At 64.5% G+C, this 16,176-nt stretch carries 13 protein-coding genes; 10 read left to right on the forward strand and 3 right to left on the reverse strand.

What is annotated here, in order from left to right:
• Positions 1-2: 2 nt before the first annotated feature.
• A complete protein-coding gene (locus Q8Q53_RS15245) occupies positions 3-2,969 on the reverse strand; it encodes a TonB-dependent receptor (protein ID WP_305702638.1) in 2,967 nt (988 codons plus the stop codon).
• 74 nt (positions 2,970-3,043) lie between these two features.
• Positions 3,044-4,474, reverse strand: a complete 1,431-nt coding sequence (locus tag Q8Q53_RS15250; RefSeq protein WP_305702639.1) for a metallophosphoesterase family protein — start codon at positions 4,472-4,474, stop codon at positions 3,044-3,046.
• Between the two features lie 243 nt (positions 4,475-4,717).
• Here Q8Q53_RS15250 and Q8Q53_RS15255 point away from each other — a divergent pair, with 243 nt between their 5' ends.
• The 7 genes from Q8Q53_RS15255 (at position 4,718) to Q8Q53_RS15285 (ending at position 11,749) form a co-directional block, all read left to right on the forward strand.
• On the forward strand, positions 4,718-5,413 hold the full coding sequence (locus Q8Q53_RS15255; protein ID WP_305702640.1) for a response regulator transcription factor: 696 nt from the start codon (positions 4,718-4,720) through the stop codon (positions 5,411-5,413).
• Positions 5,403-6,782: a HAMP domain-containing sensor histidine kinase gene (locus Q8Q53_RS15260; protein WP_305702641.1), complete on the forward strand. Its 1,380-nt coding sequence runs from the start codon at positions 5,403-5,405 to the stop codon at positions 6,780-6,782. Before Q8Q53_RS15255 ends, Q8Q53_RS15260 begins: the two co-directional genes overlap by 11 nt.
• Before the next feature lie 227 nt (positions 6,783-7,009).
• Positions 7,010-7,495 carry a (2Fe-2S)-binding protein gene (locus tag Q8Q53_RS15265; protein ID WP_305702642.1) on the forward strand — a complete coding sequence of 162 codons (486 nt, stop codon included), beginning with the start codon at positions 7,010-7,012 and terminating at the stop codon, positions 7,493-7,495.
• Positions 7,492-9,741 (forward strand): molybdopterin cofactor-binding domain-containing protein, encoded by a 2,250-nt coding sequence (locus Q8Q53_RS15270; protein ID WP_305702643.1) that lies wholly within the window; start codon positions 7,492-7,494, stop codon positions 9,739-9,741. The genes Q8Q53_RS15265 and Q8Q53_RS15270 overlap by 4 nt, the downstream gene beginning before the upstream one ends.
• Positions 9,742-9,758: 17 nt before the next feature.
• Positions 9,759-10,208, forward strand: coding sequence for a cytochrome c family protein (locus Q8Q53_RS15275; RefSeq protein ID WP_305702644.1), 450 nt, complete (start codon positions 9,759-9,761; stop codon positions 10,206-10,208).
• 13 nt (positions 10,209-10,221) lie between these two features.
• Entirely contained in the window at positions 10,222-11,166 is a 945-nt protein-coding gene (locus Q8Q53_RS15280) for an XdhC family protein (protein WP_305702645.1), read from the forward strand.
• A 16-nt stretch (positions 11,167-11,182) separates the two neighbouring features.
• Entirely contained in the window at positions 11,183-11,749 is a 567-nt protein-coding gene (locus tag Q8Q53_RS15285; protein WP_305702646.1) for an NTP transferase domain-containing protein, read from the forward strand.
• 33 nt (positions 11,750-11,782) lie between these two features.
• Here Q8Q53_RS15285 and Q8Q53_RS15290 read toward each other — a convergent pair whose 3' ends face one another.
• Positions 11,783-12,670, reverse strand: coding sequence for a COG3650 family protein (locus Q8Q53_RS15290; RefSeq protein ID WP_305702647.1), 888 nt, complete (start codon positions 12,668-12,670; stop codon positions 11,783-11,785).
• Between the two features lie 123 nt (positions 12,671-12,793).
• Here Q8Q53_RS15290 and Q8Q53_RS15295 point away from each other — a divergent pair, with 123 nt between their 5' ends.
• From Q8Q53_RS15295 to Q8Q53_RS15305, 3 genes are all read left to right on the forward strand, one after another.
• Positions 12,794-13,054 (forward strand): hypothetical protein, encoded by a 261-nt coding sequence (locus Q8Q53_RS15295; RefSeq protein WP_305702648.1) that lies wholly within the window; start codon positions 12,794-12,796, stop codon positions 13,052-13,054.
• A gap of 177 nt (positions 13,055-13,231) precedes the next feature.
• Entirely contained in the window at positions 13,232-13,570 is a 339-nt protein-coding gene (locus Q8Q53_RS15300; RefSeq protein ID WP_305702649.1) for a hypothetical protein, read from the forward strand.
• Positions 13,571-13,758: 188 nt separating this feature from the next.
• A complete protein-coding gene (locus Q8Q53_RS15305) occupies positions 13,759-16,104 on the forward strand; it encodes a heavy metal translocating P-type ATPase (RefSeq protein ID WP_305702650.1) in 2,346 nt (781 codons plus the stop codon).
• Positions 16,105-16,176 lie beyond the last annotated feature (72 nt).

Consider the following 16,176-nt stretch of genomic DNA (forward strand, 5'->3'; position numbering starts at 1 on the left):
GATCAGAAGTTGAAGCGAGCGCCCCACATATAACGCGCGCCGAACTTTTCGAACTCGATCACGCGTGCAGGATCGCCGACGTAGCGAATGCCCGGTTCGTCCAGCAGGTTGTTGGCATCGAAGAACAGCTCGATGTTCTTGTTGATCTCGTACCGCATCGACAGATCGAGCCGCCCGACGTTGCCCCAGAAGTTGTCGCCGACAATCGGGTTGGAACCGAGCGAATCCAGCCACTCCTTGCGATGCTGCCAGCTCAGCCGGGCCGAGAACCCGGCCTTTTCGTAGTAGCCCGACACGTTGTAGAGCAGGTCCGACGATCCCGGCAGCTTGACGGTGCGGCCATCGGGGGTCCGGGCTTCGGTGTCGTTCAGGGTCAGGTTGGCCTGGATCCCGAACCCGCCCATCCATTCCGGCAGGCCAAGGCTGCGGGCCAACCCTTCGAACGGCTGCGAGAAGGCCACTTCCAGCCCCTTGATCGAGCCGCTGCCGCCGTTGCCGGTGGTGGTATAGGAATACGTCGAACGCTTCAGTTCGGGCGTGTCGAAAGTCGTGATCCCGAACTGGTCATACTCGATGTTGAACAGGACGTCCTTGAGGTCCTTGTAGAACACCCCGACCGAGAAGAACCCGCGCGAGGGCATATACCATTCGTAGTAGAGGTCGACGCCCTTGGCCTTTTCCGGCTTGGCCAGCGGGTTACCCCCTGAAACCGTGCCTGCAACGTCGTTGAACGACAGGTTCGGCCGCAGCGTGGGATAGTCCGGCCGCGCCGCGCCGGTGTTGAACGACAGGCGCACCTTCATGTCGGATGTGAGATCCCAGTTGATGTGGGCGCTGGGGAAAACCATCGTCTGATCGGCGATCAGCGTGGCGGGCGTGAAGACCGTGGCCCCGGCGACCGTCGACTGGATGTTGGCCGTGCTCTTGTTGCGCACGTTTTCGACGCGCGCGCCGGCCACGATATTGCCCCAGTCGAAATACGACGTGCCCATCAGGTATCCGGCGACGACCCGCTCGTTCACCTTGTAGTAGTTGATCTGCGACGTGTTGGGCTGCACCCGCGTGCCGCCGCGCGTGACGAAGCTGTCAAACATCGCAGCGCCCATTTCGCTGGAGAAATAGCGGAAGTCATAGCCCAGCGGGATTCGGCCCTTGAACGGTTCGGTAATCGCAAAGGCTTCCATGCGCGGCAGCGGGATACCGGCGGCCGTCAGGTCGGCTGCGCGTGCTTCCAGCACGGTGCGGTTGGAATCCTTGGTGCGGTCATCCATCTGGACGCCGAACTGAAGCTTCGTTTCGCTGCCGAACAGCGCGATGTCGCGGTTGACGTCAAGCCGTGCGGTATAGGCTTTGGTCTCGTCCCGCTGATCGTTGCGGGTCATGGTCACGTAATCGAGTTCGGTGGTCGAAATGAACGGGCGCTCTGCCCCGCGGCTGAAGCTGCCGTCGGGATTGCGGATCGTCTGATAGAGCCGCAGCGCGTTGATTTCCGGGTTGGTCAGGTCATAGGTCACGGTCGGGCGCAGCAGGACGTCGCGCGGGCTGACCCAGGTGGACCCGAACGGCGGGCGGGAATCGGCCTGCGCGCGGGTAAAGTTCAGCCGCCATTTGACATCCCAGGCACCCATTTCATGGTTGCCGCCCAGCGTGTTGGTGAAGATCCGCTGGCGCGATGAATTGCTGTTGAGCGTCGAATCGATTTCCACGCCATAGATCGTGCCCTTGTACGGCGTATTCCCGGTCGATGAATTGGCCCAGCCGGGGCCGTTGCGGCTGTCATCGACGTCGAACACATAGGCGCTGCGCAGTTCGTCGTCGCGGAATTCGGTGTGCACGGAATTCAGGAAGAACTCATGCCCCGGCGCAGGACGCCAGTCGAGCCGGCCACCGAACGCGGTGTTGCTGCGGGTCAGGCGATAAAGCTTGTTCTGGCTGTTGTTGTTCCACACCTGCCCGTCGGGCCGCAGGGTCCAGCCGCCTTCGAAGTTGTCCGTCACCATGTCGCGTTCATACCGCGACGCGGTCAGCAGCAGCCCGACGGTATCGTTGAAGAACCGGTTGGCGACATATCCGCTGGCGTTGTATTGCTTGCCGCCACCCAGATCGTTGAACCCAAGGCCCAGATCGGCGGCCATGCGGAAGCCCGGATAATCAAACGCCCCGCGCGTACGCACGTCGATGTTGCCCGCAACGGTCTCACCCGCCATGTCCGCAGTCACGGCCTTGCGCACCACGACTGCGCTGGCGATCGAGGACGGGATGGTGTCGAACCGGGTGGTGCGGCCAGCCGGGCTGATCACGTTGATTCCGTCGAACGAGATCGTGGTCCAGCTGGTGCGCGCGCCGCGCAGGCTGACGAAGCGTTCCTGGCCCTGATCGCGCTGCACGGCGATGCCCGGCAGGCGCGACAGCGCGGCGGCAATGTTCTGATCGGGGAAGCGGCCAATGCTGTCCGCCGCCACGACGCTGACCAGCGAGGTCGAAGAGCGCTGCAACTGGAGCGCGGCGGCTTCGGATTCGGCAATCGGGCGCGCGGCCGAAACCACGATCTCGCCGTCGGCCGACTGCGTAGCCATGCGCACGGCAACATCCGTTGCCATGCCGGACTGGACTTCGATCTGCTGCACGACATCCGGCAGGCCGATGTAGGTCACGGTGATGGTGTGCGGGCCAGCCGCCACCCGGTTCAGGCGAAAGCGGCCTTCGGTATTGGTCCGCGCAACCACGCTGGAGCTGTCCAGCCGGACTTCCGCGCCGTTGATGAAGCGGCCCGAAGCGTCGGTCACGACGCCTTCGATGGTGCCCATGGTGGCCTCGTCAGCCGCCGCAGCAGCGGCAGCGCCCGCAACCGGCAGCGAGCCTGTATCGGCGGTCGCGGAGGCGGCGAAGGCGCCGGTCGAAGCGGTGAGTGCGGCCAGCGCGCTTGTCGCGAGCATGGCAATACGAATCGTGGCGGAACGGCCCGTCATTGTTTTTCCCCTGGTTGGTCGGATTGGATGCGTTGTCGTGATTGCATGTGAGCAGGTGAGCGCTGCTCTGGTGGTCAGTTCCCGGTGCCCGAGTAGGGCAGGGAGTTTTCGAACCGCCGGGTGTCCGGCAGTCCGCTTTTCTGCGGCGCGATGGTCTTGGCGCCATCGGCGGCCTTGTTCACGCGGGCTTCGTCATACAGGAGGCCATCGGCCGTATAGGCGGCATAGTGCAGGGTGCCGCCGTCGATCGAAATCACCTGATAGAACTGCGTGTTTTCCCCCAGCCGGTTCAGCCTGACGCCGGACGGCGCGAAATCTTCCCAGCCATTTTCGCGGAACTTGTATTGCTTGGGGCCGGACACCGAATTGACGAACATCGTCGTCAACCCGCGCTCATCGCGCGCGGCCCGGCGGCGCGGTTTCTGGACCGGTTCCTCGATCGAGCCGCGCGCATACGTGTGATCGTGGCCTTGCAGCACCAGATCGACCTTGTGACGCAGCAGCACAGGCAGCAGGATTTCGCGCATCCGGGCGTTGTCGCGTTCGCGTCCGGATGAAAAGACCGGATGATGCTGCGTGACGATCCGCCAGCGCGAAGTGCTGGCCGTCAGCTTTGCATCGAGCCAGCGAGCCTGGGCTGCGGTATCCGGCGCGTTGGAATCGAGCACGAAGACGTGCAGATCATCCGAATAGCGGATGTCATAGACAGTCTCATGCAGTTCAGCAGGAAGCGTCGCTTCCACCGGCAGGCGGAACTGCGGCCGCCACAGAAACGCCAGCGCCCGCTGCTTGTCTGCTTCGGTCAGGCCGATGGCTTCGTATTCATGGTTTCCGGCCACCGGGATGGCCGGGACCATGCCATGGATAAAGCCGCCCGCACGGAACCACTGCGCCCATTCCAGATCGCGCGAACCGCGATTGACCAGGTCACCGGCGTGCAGGATGAAACGGGCATCGGGGGCCGTCTGGAACGCGGCGCGGATGACGCGCGGCCAGTGCGAATCAAGGCCGTTCTGCGCGTCACCCAGATAAATGAACTTTACCGGTCCCTGACGCGGTGCGGTGCGGGTCTGGAACCATTCGCTCCACTTCCCGTCGGCTCCCTGAACGCGGTAAGCGTAAAGCGTATCGGGTTCGAGGCCTTCGAACCGCACCGAATGATAGGCCGCACCGGGCAGGCCTTCGTTATGGGCAACCGGGATGCGCACGCCCGCGCGCTGGATCGCAGCGAGGTCGATGGTTTCGCTTTGCGCCGCAACGGTCGCGGCCAACTGGTCGAACCGGGCGTCGGGCAAAGCCTTGGCGATTTCCGCCCTGGTGGCAGTGACCGAGGTATCGGTGCGCCAGTTCACACTGATGCTCGTCGCCGGATTGCCGTCTACGGTGGCAACGATCCGGTCAGGCCAGCCGGAGGCCTGCTGCCACGGGGCCTGGTCCGGCTTGTGGCCGCCTTCGTGGGCGTGGATGGGAACGGCCAGGGCCAGAACGGCCGTGGCGATCAACATGAATGGACGAATCACGGTAGCCCCTGTGTTGCAGTGCAGCGAGGAGCGGGCTACTTCCCGTGAATGTTAGGTTTTGGTCAGTTTCATTAGGTTTCCTTAATGTCCCCGCGCGGCCACCGATTGGGCCTGCGTTCCTGGCTTCGTGCATAGCAGCGGACGCTTTCCGGACCGGGCGCTTGTCTCCTGATTGTCACGGAGTGCCGCTAACGCGCACGGGTCTCACACCTGTTGCAAGAGCATACCTTGACCAAGAAAGTCCTGCTGATTGAGGACGACCCCAAGACCGCCAGATTCATTTGCGCATCACTGCAAGAGGCAGGGTTCGCCGTGGACTGCGCCTACAACGGCATCGACGGGCTGAATCTGGCGCGGTCAGGCGCGCATCACTGCATCGTGCTGGACCGGTTGATGGAAGGCGTCGAGGGCTTGACCCTGCTCAGGACACTGCGCGGCGAGGGGTGCGACATTCCCGTCCTGATCCTGTCCGCGATTGGTTCGACCGACGAGCGCGTGCGCGGCTTGCGCGCCGGGGCGGATGACTATCTCACCAAGCCCTTTGCATCGGCTGAACTGCTCGCCCGGATCGAATCCGTGCTGCGGCGCAAGTCGCCCGATGGTCCGGCACAGGCCAGGTTGTCGTGCGACGATTTGCGCATGGACCTGATGACTGGCCAGGTCTCGCGCGCTGGCCAGCCGCTCAGCCTGTCTCCGCGCGGTTCGCAGTTGCTGGCCTTTTTCCTGCGGCACAAGGGTGAGGTGGTTACGCGGCGCATGATCCTGGAGCAGGTCTGGCACTATGATTTCGATCCGGGCACGAATGTGATCGATGTCCATGTCAGCAACCTGCGCCGGTCGATCGATATGCCCGGCTTGCCGCGATTGCTGCACACCATTCGCGGCCTGGGCTACCGCCTGTGCGATCAGCGCGATGACGCCTAGCCGGTTTGCCTTCCTCAAATCGGTTTCCACCCGGTTCCTGCTGCTTTGTTTCGCCATCAGTCTGGCCTGCACTTTGCCCGTGCTGTGGTTCGCCAACCGTCAGGCGGAAGAAATCCTGCTGGCCGATTTCACCGGGCGACTTGAGCGGAGGCGCGGAAACCTGGAGCGCCACTTTCAGGATGGCGGAACGGCCCTGTTGCTGGAAAAGATTCAAGACCGGATCGAACGCCGCATCATCGATGATGGCCTGATCCTGCTGGTCGATGACCGAGGCCGCAAACTGGGCGGAAATCTTGCCAGCTGGCCAGCCGCCGTCGACGATGTCGAAGGTTGGCAGCCCGTCCAGCTGCGCCAGGATGGGGAGCGCCGCGCCCGACCTTATCTGGCGTCCGTCACGCAGCTTGAGAACGGGAACCGCTTGCTGGTTTCAGGGTTGCTGGATGATCGCGAGGAAGTGCGACTGGCCATGACCCACGCAATTCTTGGGGCCATCCTGCTGGCCATGGCCCTGGCAACGCTGGGCAGCCTGTTCATTCGCAGCCACCTGAACCGGATGGTTCAGGTGGTGGCGCGCACGGCCTCGAACATTGCGGCGGGCAATCTTTCCCGGCGCGCACCGCGCAACCACTCGCTCGATCCGCTCGATCAGGTTTCGGAATCGCTGAACCGCATTCTGGCTCGGATTGAAGGCCTGATCGAGGAAAACCGGACAATGACCGATGCCCTCGCGCACGACTTGCGCTCCCCTTTGACGCGGATCTGCGCCAGCCTGGAACGGGCCGGACTGGCTGCGGGCGATGCGAAGCCGGCTGACAGCCTTCAGGCAATTGAACAGGAAATCGCGCTGATGCTGCGGATGATCGACGATACGATGGAGGTCAGTCGCGCCGAAGCCGGAATTGGCCGCGAGCACTTTGAAACTTTCGATCTTGCCGCGGTCCTGCGCGGCCTGTTCGAGATGTACCTTCCTTTGGCCCACGTGAACGGCGTGGAACTGGAACTCGATTGCCAGAGCGAACTGTGGGTCCATGGCAACAAGGGCCTGATTACCAGGGCGCTGGCGAACCTGATCGACAATGCATTCAAGCACGGTCTGGCTGGCGGCAAGGTCTGGTTGCAGGCCAGGCGGGGCGACGGACAGGTCATCGTCGCGGTCAGAGACAGTGGGCATGGCATCCCGCCTGACCGCTATTCGGAAGCCCTGGCAAAATACCGGCGGCTATCAATGGCCCGGTCACTGCCCGGTATGGGCCTTGGACTCACCTTGGTCACAGCAGTTGCTCATTTGCACAACGGCAGCCTGAAGCTGGATGATAACTGCCCCGGACTGGCGGCATCACTGCTGCTGCCCGGAGCGCCGCCTGCATAGGCGGACACGGTCTTTGCCGGTCAGGCTCTCCCTTACCGGTGTTGCAGCTCAGGCATGATACTTCACCGCTCGGCCTGGGCGGTCGATCGACGAGGCGGCGTTGCCGACTACTGGCGGTGCAGATGGCCGCGCGCCTGCCGCTGCGTGCGATGGTGGCAGCGGCGGTTGGCGCTTGAGTGCGCGGCCGTTTCCGGGCTAACCAATCGGCAAACAGGGGCACGGCAAATATGGTGAAGTTCACGATCAACGGCAAAGCTGCATCGGTGGAAGCCGATCCGGCCATGCCGATCCTGTGGGTGGTGCGCGAGAAGCTGGGGCTGACCGGCACCAAGTTCGGCTGCGGCGTGGCCCAATGCGGGGCCTGCACGGTGCATCTGGATGGCCAGCCGGTGCGCAGCTGCTCCACCCCGATAGCCGAGGCTGAGGGCAAGGCGATCACCACGATCGAAGGCGTGGCCGGGCCAGACGGGGAACTGAGCAAGGTCCAGCAGGCCTGGGTCAGTGAACAGGTGCCGCAGTGCGGTTATTGCCAGTCAGGCCAGATCATGGCTGCCACGGCGCTCCTCCGCGACAATCCGCAGCCCAGCGATGCCGACATTGACACCGCCATGGCCGGCAACATCTGCCGCTGCGGCACTTATGTCCGCATCCGGGCCGCGATCAAGGTCGCGGCCGGGCTGGAACCGGCCAAGGGCGCGGAGCTGCGGTCATGAACGACATGCCGCAACAACCGCAGCGCAGCCGCGCCGCCAAGTGGACCCGGCGCGGCTTCATCGGCGCCGGGGTACTCGCGGGCGGGGCGCTGGTGATCGGCGTTGGCGTGCGGACCGGCAATCCGGTGGGCAGGCTGGGGCCGCTGGTAGCCGGGGGCGAGGGTGAGCAACTGATCAACAGCTGGCTCAAGATAGGTGCTGACAATATCGTCACCGCGATTGTCCCGCATTGCGAGATGGGTCAGGGCGTCCATTCGGTGCTGGCGCAGATGCTGGCGGACGAGCTTGATGCCGACTGGTCGCTGGTCCGGGTGATGCAGGCACCAGCGGATGGCAGCTATGTCGTGACCGACACGATCCGGACCTTTGTGGCCCCCGGAACGCTCGATGCGCCGGACTGGCTTGAGCCGACCTGGAACGGCCTGTTCACCAAGATCGCCCAGCTGGCCGATGGCCTGATCACCGGCGGCAGCTCATCGATCCGCACCACGGGTCAGCGGACCATGCGGATCGCCGGGGCGGCGGCGCGGCAGATGCTGATCGGCGCTGCGGCCAGGGAATGGGACGTGGCCGCGGCCGAAATCACCACGGCGAACAGCATGCTCAGCCACAAGCCCTCGGGCCGGTCGGCGCCCTATTCCCAGTTTGCCGCTGCGGCGGCCGAACAGGACATGCCGCAGACCCCGCAGATGAAGGCGCCGGAAAACTACCGCCTGATGGGCAAGGATGTCCCGCGCATCGATATCCCGGACAAGGTCAACGGCGCGGCCAGCTTCGGGATCGATGCCGTGGTGCCGGGTCAGACCCTGACTTATGCCGCCGTGCGCCGCGTGCCGGTGCCGGGCACCCGCGTGGCGAAGATGGATGCCGCGCAGGCCAAGACCATGCCCGGTGTGCTGCAAATCCTCAACATGGGCGATTTTCTGGCCGTGGTGGCCGACAGCTACTGGCAGGCCCAGCAGGCGCTGAACGCGGTTACTGCCGAATATACCGCGCCCGAAAGCACGATCCGGTCAAGCGATGACCAGTTCGCCCGCTTTGCCGCTGCACTGGATGCGGCTGGCGACAAGGGCGGCGAGGAAGTGATTGGCCGGGGCGATGTCCCCACGGCGATGCAGGCTGCGGCCAAGACCGTTAGCGCCGATTACCAGGTGCCCTACCTCGCCCATGCCCCGCTCGAACCGATGAACGCGACCGTCTGGGCGCGCGATGGCCGTTGCGAGATCTGGACCAGCACGCAGGTGCCGCTGATGGCGCGCAGCGCCGCAGCCAAGGCGCTGGGCCTGTCCAAGGATGACGTGACCATGCATCACCCCATGTTGGGCGGCGGTTTCGGGCGGCGGCTGGAGACCGATTACGTGGTCATGGCGGCGCGGATCGGGCAGGCCACGGGCTATCCGGTCAAGATGATCTGGTCGCGCGAGGAAGATACCCAGAAGGGCCTGTTCCGCTGCGCCGACATGAGCCGGTTCACCGGCGGGCTGGACGCGCAGGGGCGGCTGACGGCGTACAACAACGTCTTCACCCAGCGCAACGACCCGGCCGACGCCTGCGACTGCGCCTTCTATGACATTCCGAACAAGTCGATCCGCGTGGCCGAAGCGGAACTGCATCTGCCGTTTGCCGCGTTCCGCTCGGTCGATCACAGCCAGCAGGCATTCTTCATCGAAAGCTTCATTGACGAGGCGGCGCAGGCCGCTGGCCGCGATCCGCTGGAATTCCGCCTGGCCATGCTGGGCCAGTCCCCGCGCCACAAGGCGGTGCTGGAAAAGGCTGCGGCCATGGCGGGCTGGAACGCGAAGCCCGCCGCCGGGCATGGCCGGGGCATTGCTCTGACCGAATCCTTCGGCACGATCGTGGCCGAAGTGGTCGAGGTTGACATGAGCAGCGGCAAGCCGCGCCTGACCAATGTCTGGTGTGCCGCCGATCCTGGTTTCGCGATGAACCCGGACGGGTTCCGCAACCAGATGGAGGGCGGGATCGTCTTCGGGCTGACCGCAGCCCTATACGGCGAGATCTCGCTCAAGGACGGAGCGGTCGAGCAGAGCAATTTCCACGACTACAAGCTGATGCGGATGGACGAGTGCCCGGCGATCGCGGTCGAGATCATCAACGGCGATCATGTCCGGCTTGGCGGCGCGGGCGAGCCGGGATTACCCCCCGCTGCACCGGCCCTCGCCAATGCGATCTTCGCCGCCACGGGCAAGCGCATCCGCGCCTTGCCGCTCGCCAAGCACTTCGCCTGAACCGGGAGCGAGACGCCATGCACCGATCCGCCACCCTCGCCGTGATTGCCCTCGCGCTGACCCTGACCGCCTGCGGATCGAAGGTCGAAGACCCGGTCGAACAGATCGTGGTGCGCCCGCCGGGTGTAGCTGCGGTTCCGGCCGCCCCTGCCGCCTGGGATCTGGTCGCAGCGGGCAAGGCCGCCTTTGCCGTCTGCACCGCGTGCCATTCGGCCGAGCCGGGCGGTGCATCGGGCATTGGCCCCAACCTGCATGGCGTGGTCGGCCGGGGTGCCGGATCGGTCGCGGGCTTCAGCTATTCCGAGGCCATGGCCAAATCCGGCCTGACCTGGACCGAGAGCGAACTCGATGCCTTCATCGCCAATCCATCTGGCAAGGTTCCCGGCACCGAGATGGTGGCCGGGCAAGTTGCCGATGCCCAGCGTCGCGCCGCGATCATCGCCTATCTTGCCAGCTTGAAGAACTGAGCCTTTCACCGGCATGGACCAGCGCCGGATATTCGAATTCCTGACCGAGCGGATGGCGGCGGGCAAGCGCTGCGTGCTGGTAACCGTGCTGGCGGTTCAGGGCAGCGCGATGCGCAATCCCGGCACGCACATGGCAGTTTGCGGGGATGGCAGCTTTGTCGGTTCGCTATCGGGCGGGTGCATCGAGAATGCCGTGGTGGCCGAGGCTTGTGAAGCCCTGACCGCAGGGCAGCCCCGGATCGTCCGGTTCGGGGCGGGTTCGCCTTATCTCGACATTCGCCTACCCTGCGGGGGCGGGCTTGATATCCATTTCCAGCCGCTGGCTGACGAAGTCATCGCGCGCGAATGCCTTGCGGCGATCGATGCGCGGCAGCCCTATACGGTCGCGTTTCGCGGGCAGGGCGCCGAATGCATCGCTGGCTGGCATCCGGCCCCGTTTAACCCGGCGGACGGCACGGCCAGCTTTGGCCATTTCCCGCAGGCGCGGCTGATGCTGGTCGGGCATGGCGAGGGGGTGAGTGCGCTGGCGCTGCTGGCGCGGGCGCTGGCGCTGGACGTTGCGGTCCTGACCCCGGACGAGCGGGCGCTTGAGCGGTTGCAGGGCCTTGGCTTTCCGGTTGCGCAGCTTGTCCGCACCACCGATACCGCGCTGCTGCACAGCGATCCCTGGACGGCCATCGTTTTCCTGTTCCACGATCACGACTGGGAGATCGCGCTGCTGCGCCGGGCGTTTGAGCTGCCGCACTTCTATATCGGCGCGATGGGTGGACGGCGGGCCAATGCCGCGCGCTGCGAAGCGCTGCTGGCCGCTGGCGTGTCGGCCAGCGCGGTCGCCACGCTGCATGCCCCGATCGGCCTGTTTCATTCCTCACGCGATCCGGACACGCTGGCCTTGTCCGCCCTGGCCGAGATTGTCCGGGTCTATCAGGACACCGATTTCGGAGCCGCCCTTGGCTGAGGGGCCGCGTTTTGCCGTGGCGGTTCTTGCCGCCGGGCAGTCGCGCCGGTTCGGGCCGGACGACAAGCTGACGGCCAGCTTCCGGGGCAAGCGCCTTGGCGAGCAGGCCTGCCACGCGCTGCTCGGGCTGGACTTCGCGCATCGCTGGGTCATCGCCGCGCGGGCAGATCATCCCTGCGCCCAGAGCTGGCAGGCGGATGGCTTCACGATTGCGGTGAACGCGCAGGCCGCAGCGGGCATGGGCACGTCGGTCGCGCTTGCGGCCGCGCTGGCGCTGGAGGCGAACGCGGATGGCCTGCTGATCGCATTGGCTGACATGCCGCTGGTTTCCGCCGACCATTGCCGCGCCCTGATCGCCCGCGCGGCCGCGACCGGCCCCGCAGCCATCGTGGCCTCGGCCGCTGACGGTGTCCGCTCGCCCCCGGCTGCGTTCGGGCGCGATCACTTTGCCGCGCTTGCTGCAATCACGGGTGACGTCGGCGCGCGGGTGCTGTTGCGTCAGGCCGAGCTGGTGGCTTGTGCGCCTGAATTGCTGATCGACATCGACGATGAGGCCGCCCTGAATCGGGCGTTGCAGGCCTGATCCGGCGTCCCGCTGGAAGGCGGTGTTCCCGCTTCACAAAGGTTCAGCGCAACCCTTCCGCTGTTCGCCATTGACCAGCAGCTCAACCGACATGGGGTAGACCTTGTCCGACATCCCGTCGGAACAACCCGGCGCGGTGCGGGTCCGCAGTTCGAACTGGCGTCCGCCAAGCGCACCGGACCAAACCCCGCCTTGCGCTGTTGGCGTGAACCGCGCCCAGACGCGAATGCCTTGCTGATCCTCCGGATGGGAATAAGTGACACAGCGCCCGTCGATCCGCGCCGCCCAGAATGGTTCGGTCCCGATTGCGCGCAGGGGCTGGACCGAAAGTTGCTGACTGTCCTGCATGAGGCAGGGACTGACCGAACGGTCTGGTATTGCCGCGCTGGTCGGCGCTGGTGGTCCGCTGCGACAGGCGGCAACCAGCGACCCGGCAATGCCGCGCGGTATGGCGGGATGGGGGCCACTGGTCTGGGCACCATAGCTGGCGGAGACAGGACCACCGATCAGCGCCGGGAAATTGGCCGGAACCGCCCCCTCTGCGCTGACCCCGCCGAGCCGTCGATCGCCGCGGAAGTCTGCGACAAATGCCTCCACTTCGCCGCCGCTACCGAATGAAAGCCGGTCCTCGCTGCCGATCGCCGTAAATCCGGATACGTTGATCTGTAATCGGTTTTCCCCCGAGGCGCAGGTGAGCGACATGATCCGGCCACCAGTTTGCGTCTGCAAGGCCACTGTAGTGACTTTGGCGCCTGACTGGAGAATCCAGTTTGCTTCTGCCTGCTTCGCGACATCCGCCGTCGGTGCGCCCGAAGGCGGGGCCTCGACCGATGGCGAGGTGCTTTCGTTCCGAGGGCCTTCCGGCCGGTCACAAGCGCCCAGCAGCATTGCGGGAACGATGATTGGAAGAAGGTTGCGCAATTCTGGATCCTCGGCAAACGCTGGGTAGCAAGGGTACACCATCGCCCTATTCATCGCGAAGGTTATCCGTCATCACCACAATGCGGGCCGCCGCTTGGGCAACGGGACAGGGATGCTGCGCCAATGAAGAAAAAGCGCCGCTACCTCACCGCGACCATGCCCGATGGGTATACCAAGACCATCGGGCCGACGACCGACAACTTCACCCACTACTGGCGGATCGTGGCCGAGCTGGACAATGGCAGGACCGAGGTGTTCTGGGGCCACGCCCGTTCGCTTGCCGAGGCCCGGCGCAAACGGGCACCGGCCGATGAGGCGGCCCGGACGCGCGGATGGAAGAGCTTTGTTTTTGAAATCGCCGAGCTTGTCGAAACGGCGGCCTGACGGCCTGCGCGGACATGGCCGTCGCTCACGCTGACCTGAAGCGATCCCGAAAGTGGGCAAATGCGGCAGAATGGCCAATCAGTGGGAGAACGCGCCGGTTGAACACGCGGGTATGGTAATGCGGACCGCACGCGTTATGAGGTGGCCACGGCAAGTTCAGGCAATTCAGGCAGACCAATGGCCCGCAAACATTCGAAACATGATCCCTATGGCGACCTGGACCGGGAAGAAGAGGCCCCCAAGGCCGCGGTGCTCTGCTGGCTCTGTGGTCGGCCGACCGGCAAGACCATTGTCTGGCACCACCCCGTGCCCAAGAGCCGGGGTGGGCGCGACGTCGTTCCGATGCATCCCATTTGTCAGCAGACGCTGATTACCAATTTCACGAATTCCGAACTGCAACGCCACGGGATGGAAGTATCGGGCCTGCTGGAGAACCCGACAGTGCGGAAATTTGTCGATTGGGTGGCAAACAAGGATCCCGATTTCACGGCGACCACGGCCAAGAAGAAACGCTGATCAGCCTGCGCTTCCGGCGCCCGCTGACCATTCAGACTGGAATGCGACAGGCTGGCGCGTCAAAATTCAAACTGAGTCACTATTCCTGGCCGGGAACATTGGAGCCACCGGGCGAGTTGGGGTAGATTGAGCCTCGGCTCTGGCAAGATGCAGGGTCACCAAAGCGGGCGGCTTCAGGAGCGCGCGGCATGACCAGTTTGCAACACGACCACGCATCCAGCGCCAAATCCGGCGCAAAGACTCCGGGAACGGTGATCGACCCCGTCTGCGGAATGACTGTCGATCCGGTAACCACACCGCATGCCGCCACTCTTGATGGGGTCCATCACTACTTCTGCAGCGCAAACTGTCTCGCGAAGTTCAAGGCTGATCCGGCGCGTTACCGCAGCGATGCGCCTCGCGCCGCTGAACCGGTGCCCGAAGGCGCCATCTGGACGTGCCCGATGCATCCGCAGATCCAGCAGCCGGTCGCGGGGACGTGCCCGATTTGCGGCATGGCTCTGGAGCCGATGACGCCGACGCACAGCGATGGAACTTCGCCCGAATATGCCGACATGAAGCGGCGTTTTGTGATCGGCCTGATCCTCGCGCTTCCAGTGGTAGTCCTTGAAATGGGCGGACATCTGATCGGGCTGCGGCATTTGCTCGATGCAAACATCAGCAATCTGATCCAGATGGTGCTGGCAACGCCGGTGGTGCTGTGGGCGGGCTGGCCGTTCTTCGAACGCGGCTGGGCATCCGTGAAAAGCCGTCACCTCAACATGTTCACGCTGATCGCGATGGGGACCGGCGTGGCATGGGCTTACAGCATGGCGGCGACGCTTGCGCCGGGAATATTTCCGGCCGCGTTCCGCGCGGCGGATGGCGCAGTTGCGGTCTATTTCGAGGCGGCTGCGGTGATTACTGTTTTGGTCCTGCTCGGCCAATTGCTTGAACTGCGCGCCCGCGAGACGACCAGTGGCGCGATCCGTGCATTGCTCGATCTGTCCCCCAAGCTTGCGCGCCGGGTCCGCGCCGACGGCAGCGACGAGGAAATCACGCTCGACCAGGTGCTGCTGGGTGACATCCTGCGCGTTCGTCCCGGCGAGAAGGTGCCAGTCGATGGTGTAGTGCTTGAGGGACGCGGCACGGTCGATGAATCGATGGTGACGGGCGAATCCATGCCCGTAACCAAAGAGGCAGCATCGAAGTTGATCGGCGGCACGATCAACCAGACCGGCGGCCTTGTGATGCGCGCCGACAAGATCGGACGCGACACGATGCTCGCGCGAATTGTCCAGATGGTCGCCGACGCACAGCGCAGCCGTGCACCTATCCAGCGACTGGCGGATACGGTTTCGGGCTGGTTCGTTCCAGCGGTGATTGCGGTCGCGGCGACAGCGTTCGTTGTGTGGTCGCTGATCGGTCCTACCCCGGCGATGGGCTATGGATTGATCGCGGCGGTTGCGGTGTTGATTATCGCCTGTCCCTGCGCGCTCGGTCTGGCTACCCCAATGTCGATCATGGTTGGCGTCGGTCGCGGCGCACAGGCCGGGATCCTGATCAAGAACGCCGAGTCGCTTGAGCGCATGGAGAAGGTGGATACACTTGTCGTAGACAAGACGGGCACGCTTACGGAGGGCAAACCCGCCGTTGTCGCCATCGAGACTGTCGCCGGGTTCGACAAGGATGAAGTGCTGCGCCTTGCCGCAAGCCTCGAACGCAGCAGCGAGCATCCCCTGGCGCTCGCCATCGTCCGGGCCGCCGAAGACCAGAACCTTGCCGTGACCGAACCGGGCGAGGTCGATCAGCCGGTTGGCAAGGGGATCACCGGTGTCGTCGATGGACACCGGCTGGTCGCTGGCAATGCGAGGTTTCTCGAAGAGCAGAACATTCCTACTTCCGAGTTGGCCGAGCGCGCCAATCACCTGCGCGCCGAAGGAGCGACTGCGATCTACCTCGGCGTCGATGGCAAGATCGCCGGGGCTATCGGCATTGCCGATCCGATCAAGGCATCGACCCCCGCCGCGTTGAAGGCTTTGGGCAAGGCCGGGATCCACGTCATCATGCTGACCGGAGACAACCACGTCACCGCCGAGGCCATCGCCCGGAGGCTCGGCATCGACGATATCGAGGCCGATGTACTGCCCGACCAGAAGAGTGCGATCGTCAAGCGTTTGCGCGACGAGGGCCGGATCGTGGCAATGGCGGGCGACGGCGTGAACGATGCGCCCGCACTCGCCGCGGCCGATGTCGGCATTGCAATGGGATCGGGCACCGACGTTGCGATCGAAAGTGCAGGCATCACCCTGCTGCAGGGCGATCTTACCGGAATCACGCGGGCGCGGCACCTCAGTCACGCAACCATGGCCAACATCCGGCAGAACCTGTTCTTCGCTTTCGCTTACAACGTGGCGGGCATCCCGGTGGCGGCGGGCGCGCTCTATCCGCTGTTTGGCATTATGCTCTCGCCCATCATTGCAGCGGCGGCGATGGCACTGTCCTCGGTCAGCGTGATCACCAATGCGCTGCGCCTGCGGCGGATTGAACTGTGAGGTTTCATCGAACCGCACAGGGCAGAGGTGTCAGTCTGATGCGAACCGCTCCCTGCCGGTCAAGCGCGCACT

This window comes from Novosphingobium sp. (assembly GCF_030699305.1).
GTDB lineage: Bacteria > Pseudomonadota > Alphaproteobacteria > Sphingomonadales > Sphingomonadaceae > Novosphingobium.

What these genes read in the sequence shown, in the direction of transcription:
- Q8Q53_RS15245 (WP_305702638.1), bottom strand. Translation starts at nt 2,969, where the DNA reads ATGACGGGCCGTTCCGCCACGATTCGTATTGCCATGCTCGCGACAAGC.
- Q8Q53_RS15250 (WP_305702639.1), bottom strand. Translation starts at nt 4,474, where the DNA reads ATGTTGATCGCCACGGCCGTTCTGGCCCTGGCCGTTCCCATCCACGCC.
- Q8Q53_RS15260 (WP_305702641.1), top strand. Translation starts at nt 5,403, where the DNA reads ATGACGCCTAGCCGGTTTGCCTTCCTCAAATCGGTTTCCACCCGGTTC.
- Q8Q53_RS15265 (WP_305702642.1), top strand. Translation starts at nt 7,010, where the DNA reads ATGGTGAAGTTCACGATCAACGGCAAAGCTGCATCGGTGGAAGCCGAT.
- Q8Q53_RS15270 (WP_305702643.1), top strand. Translation starts at nt 7,492, where the DNA reads ATGAACGACATGCCGCAACAACCGCAGCGCAGCCGCGCCGCCAAGTGG.
- Q8Q53_RS15275 (WP_305702644.1), top strand. Translation starts at nt 9,759, where the DNA reads ATGCACCGATCCGCCACCCTCGCCGTGATTGCCCTCGCGCTGACCCTG.
- Q8Q53_RS15280 (WP_305702645.1), top strand. Translation starts at nt 10,222, where the DNA reads ATGGACCAGCGCCGGATATTCGAATTCCTGACCGAGCGGATGGCGGCG.
- Q8Q53_RS15295 (WP_305702648.1), top strand. Translation starts at nt 12,794, where the DNA reads ATGAAGAAAAAGCGCCGCTACCTCACCGCGACCATGCCCGATGGGTAT.
- Q8Q53_RS15300 (WP_305702649.1), top strand. Translation starts at nt 13,232, where the DNA reads ATGGCCCGCAAACATTCGAAACATGATCCCTATGGCGACCTGGACCGG.
- Q8Q53_RS15305 (WP_305702650.1), top strand. Translation starts at nt 13,759, where the DNA reads ATGACCAGTTTGCAACACGACCACGCATCCAGCGCCAAATCCGGCGCA.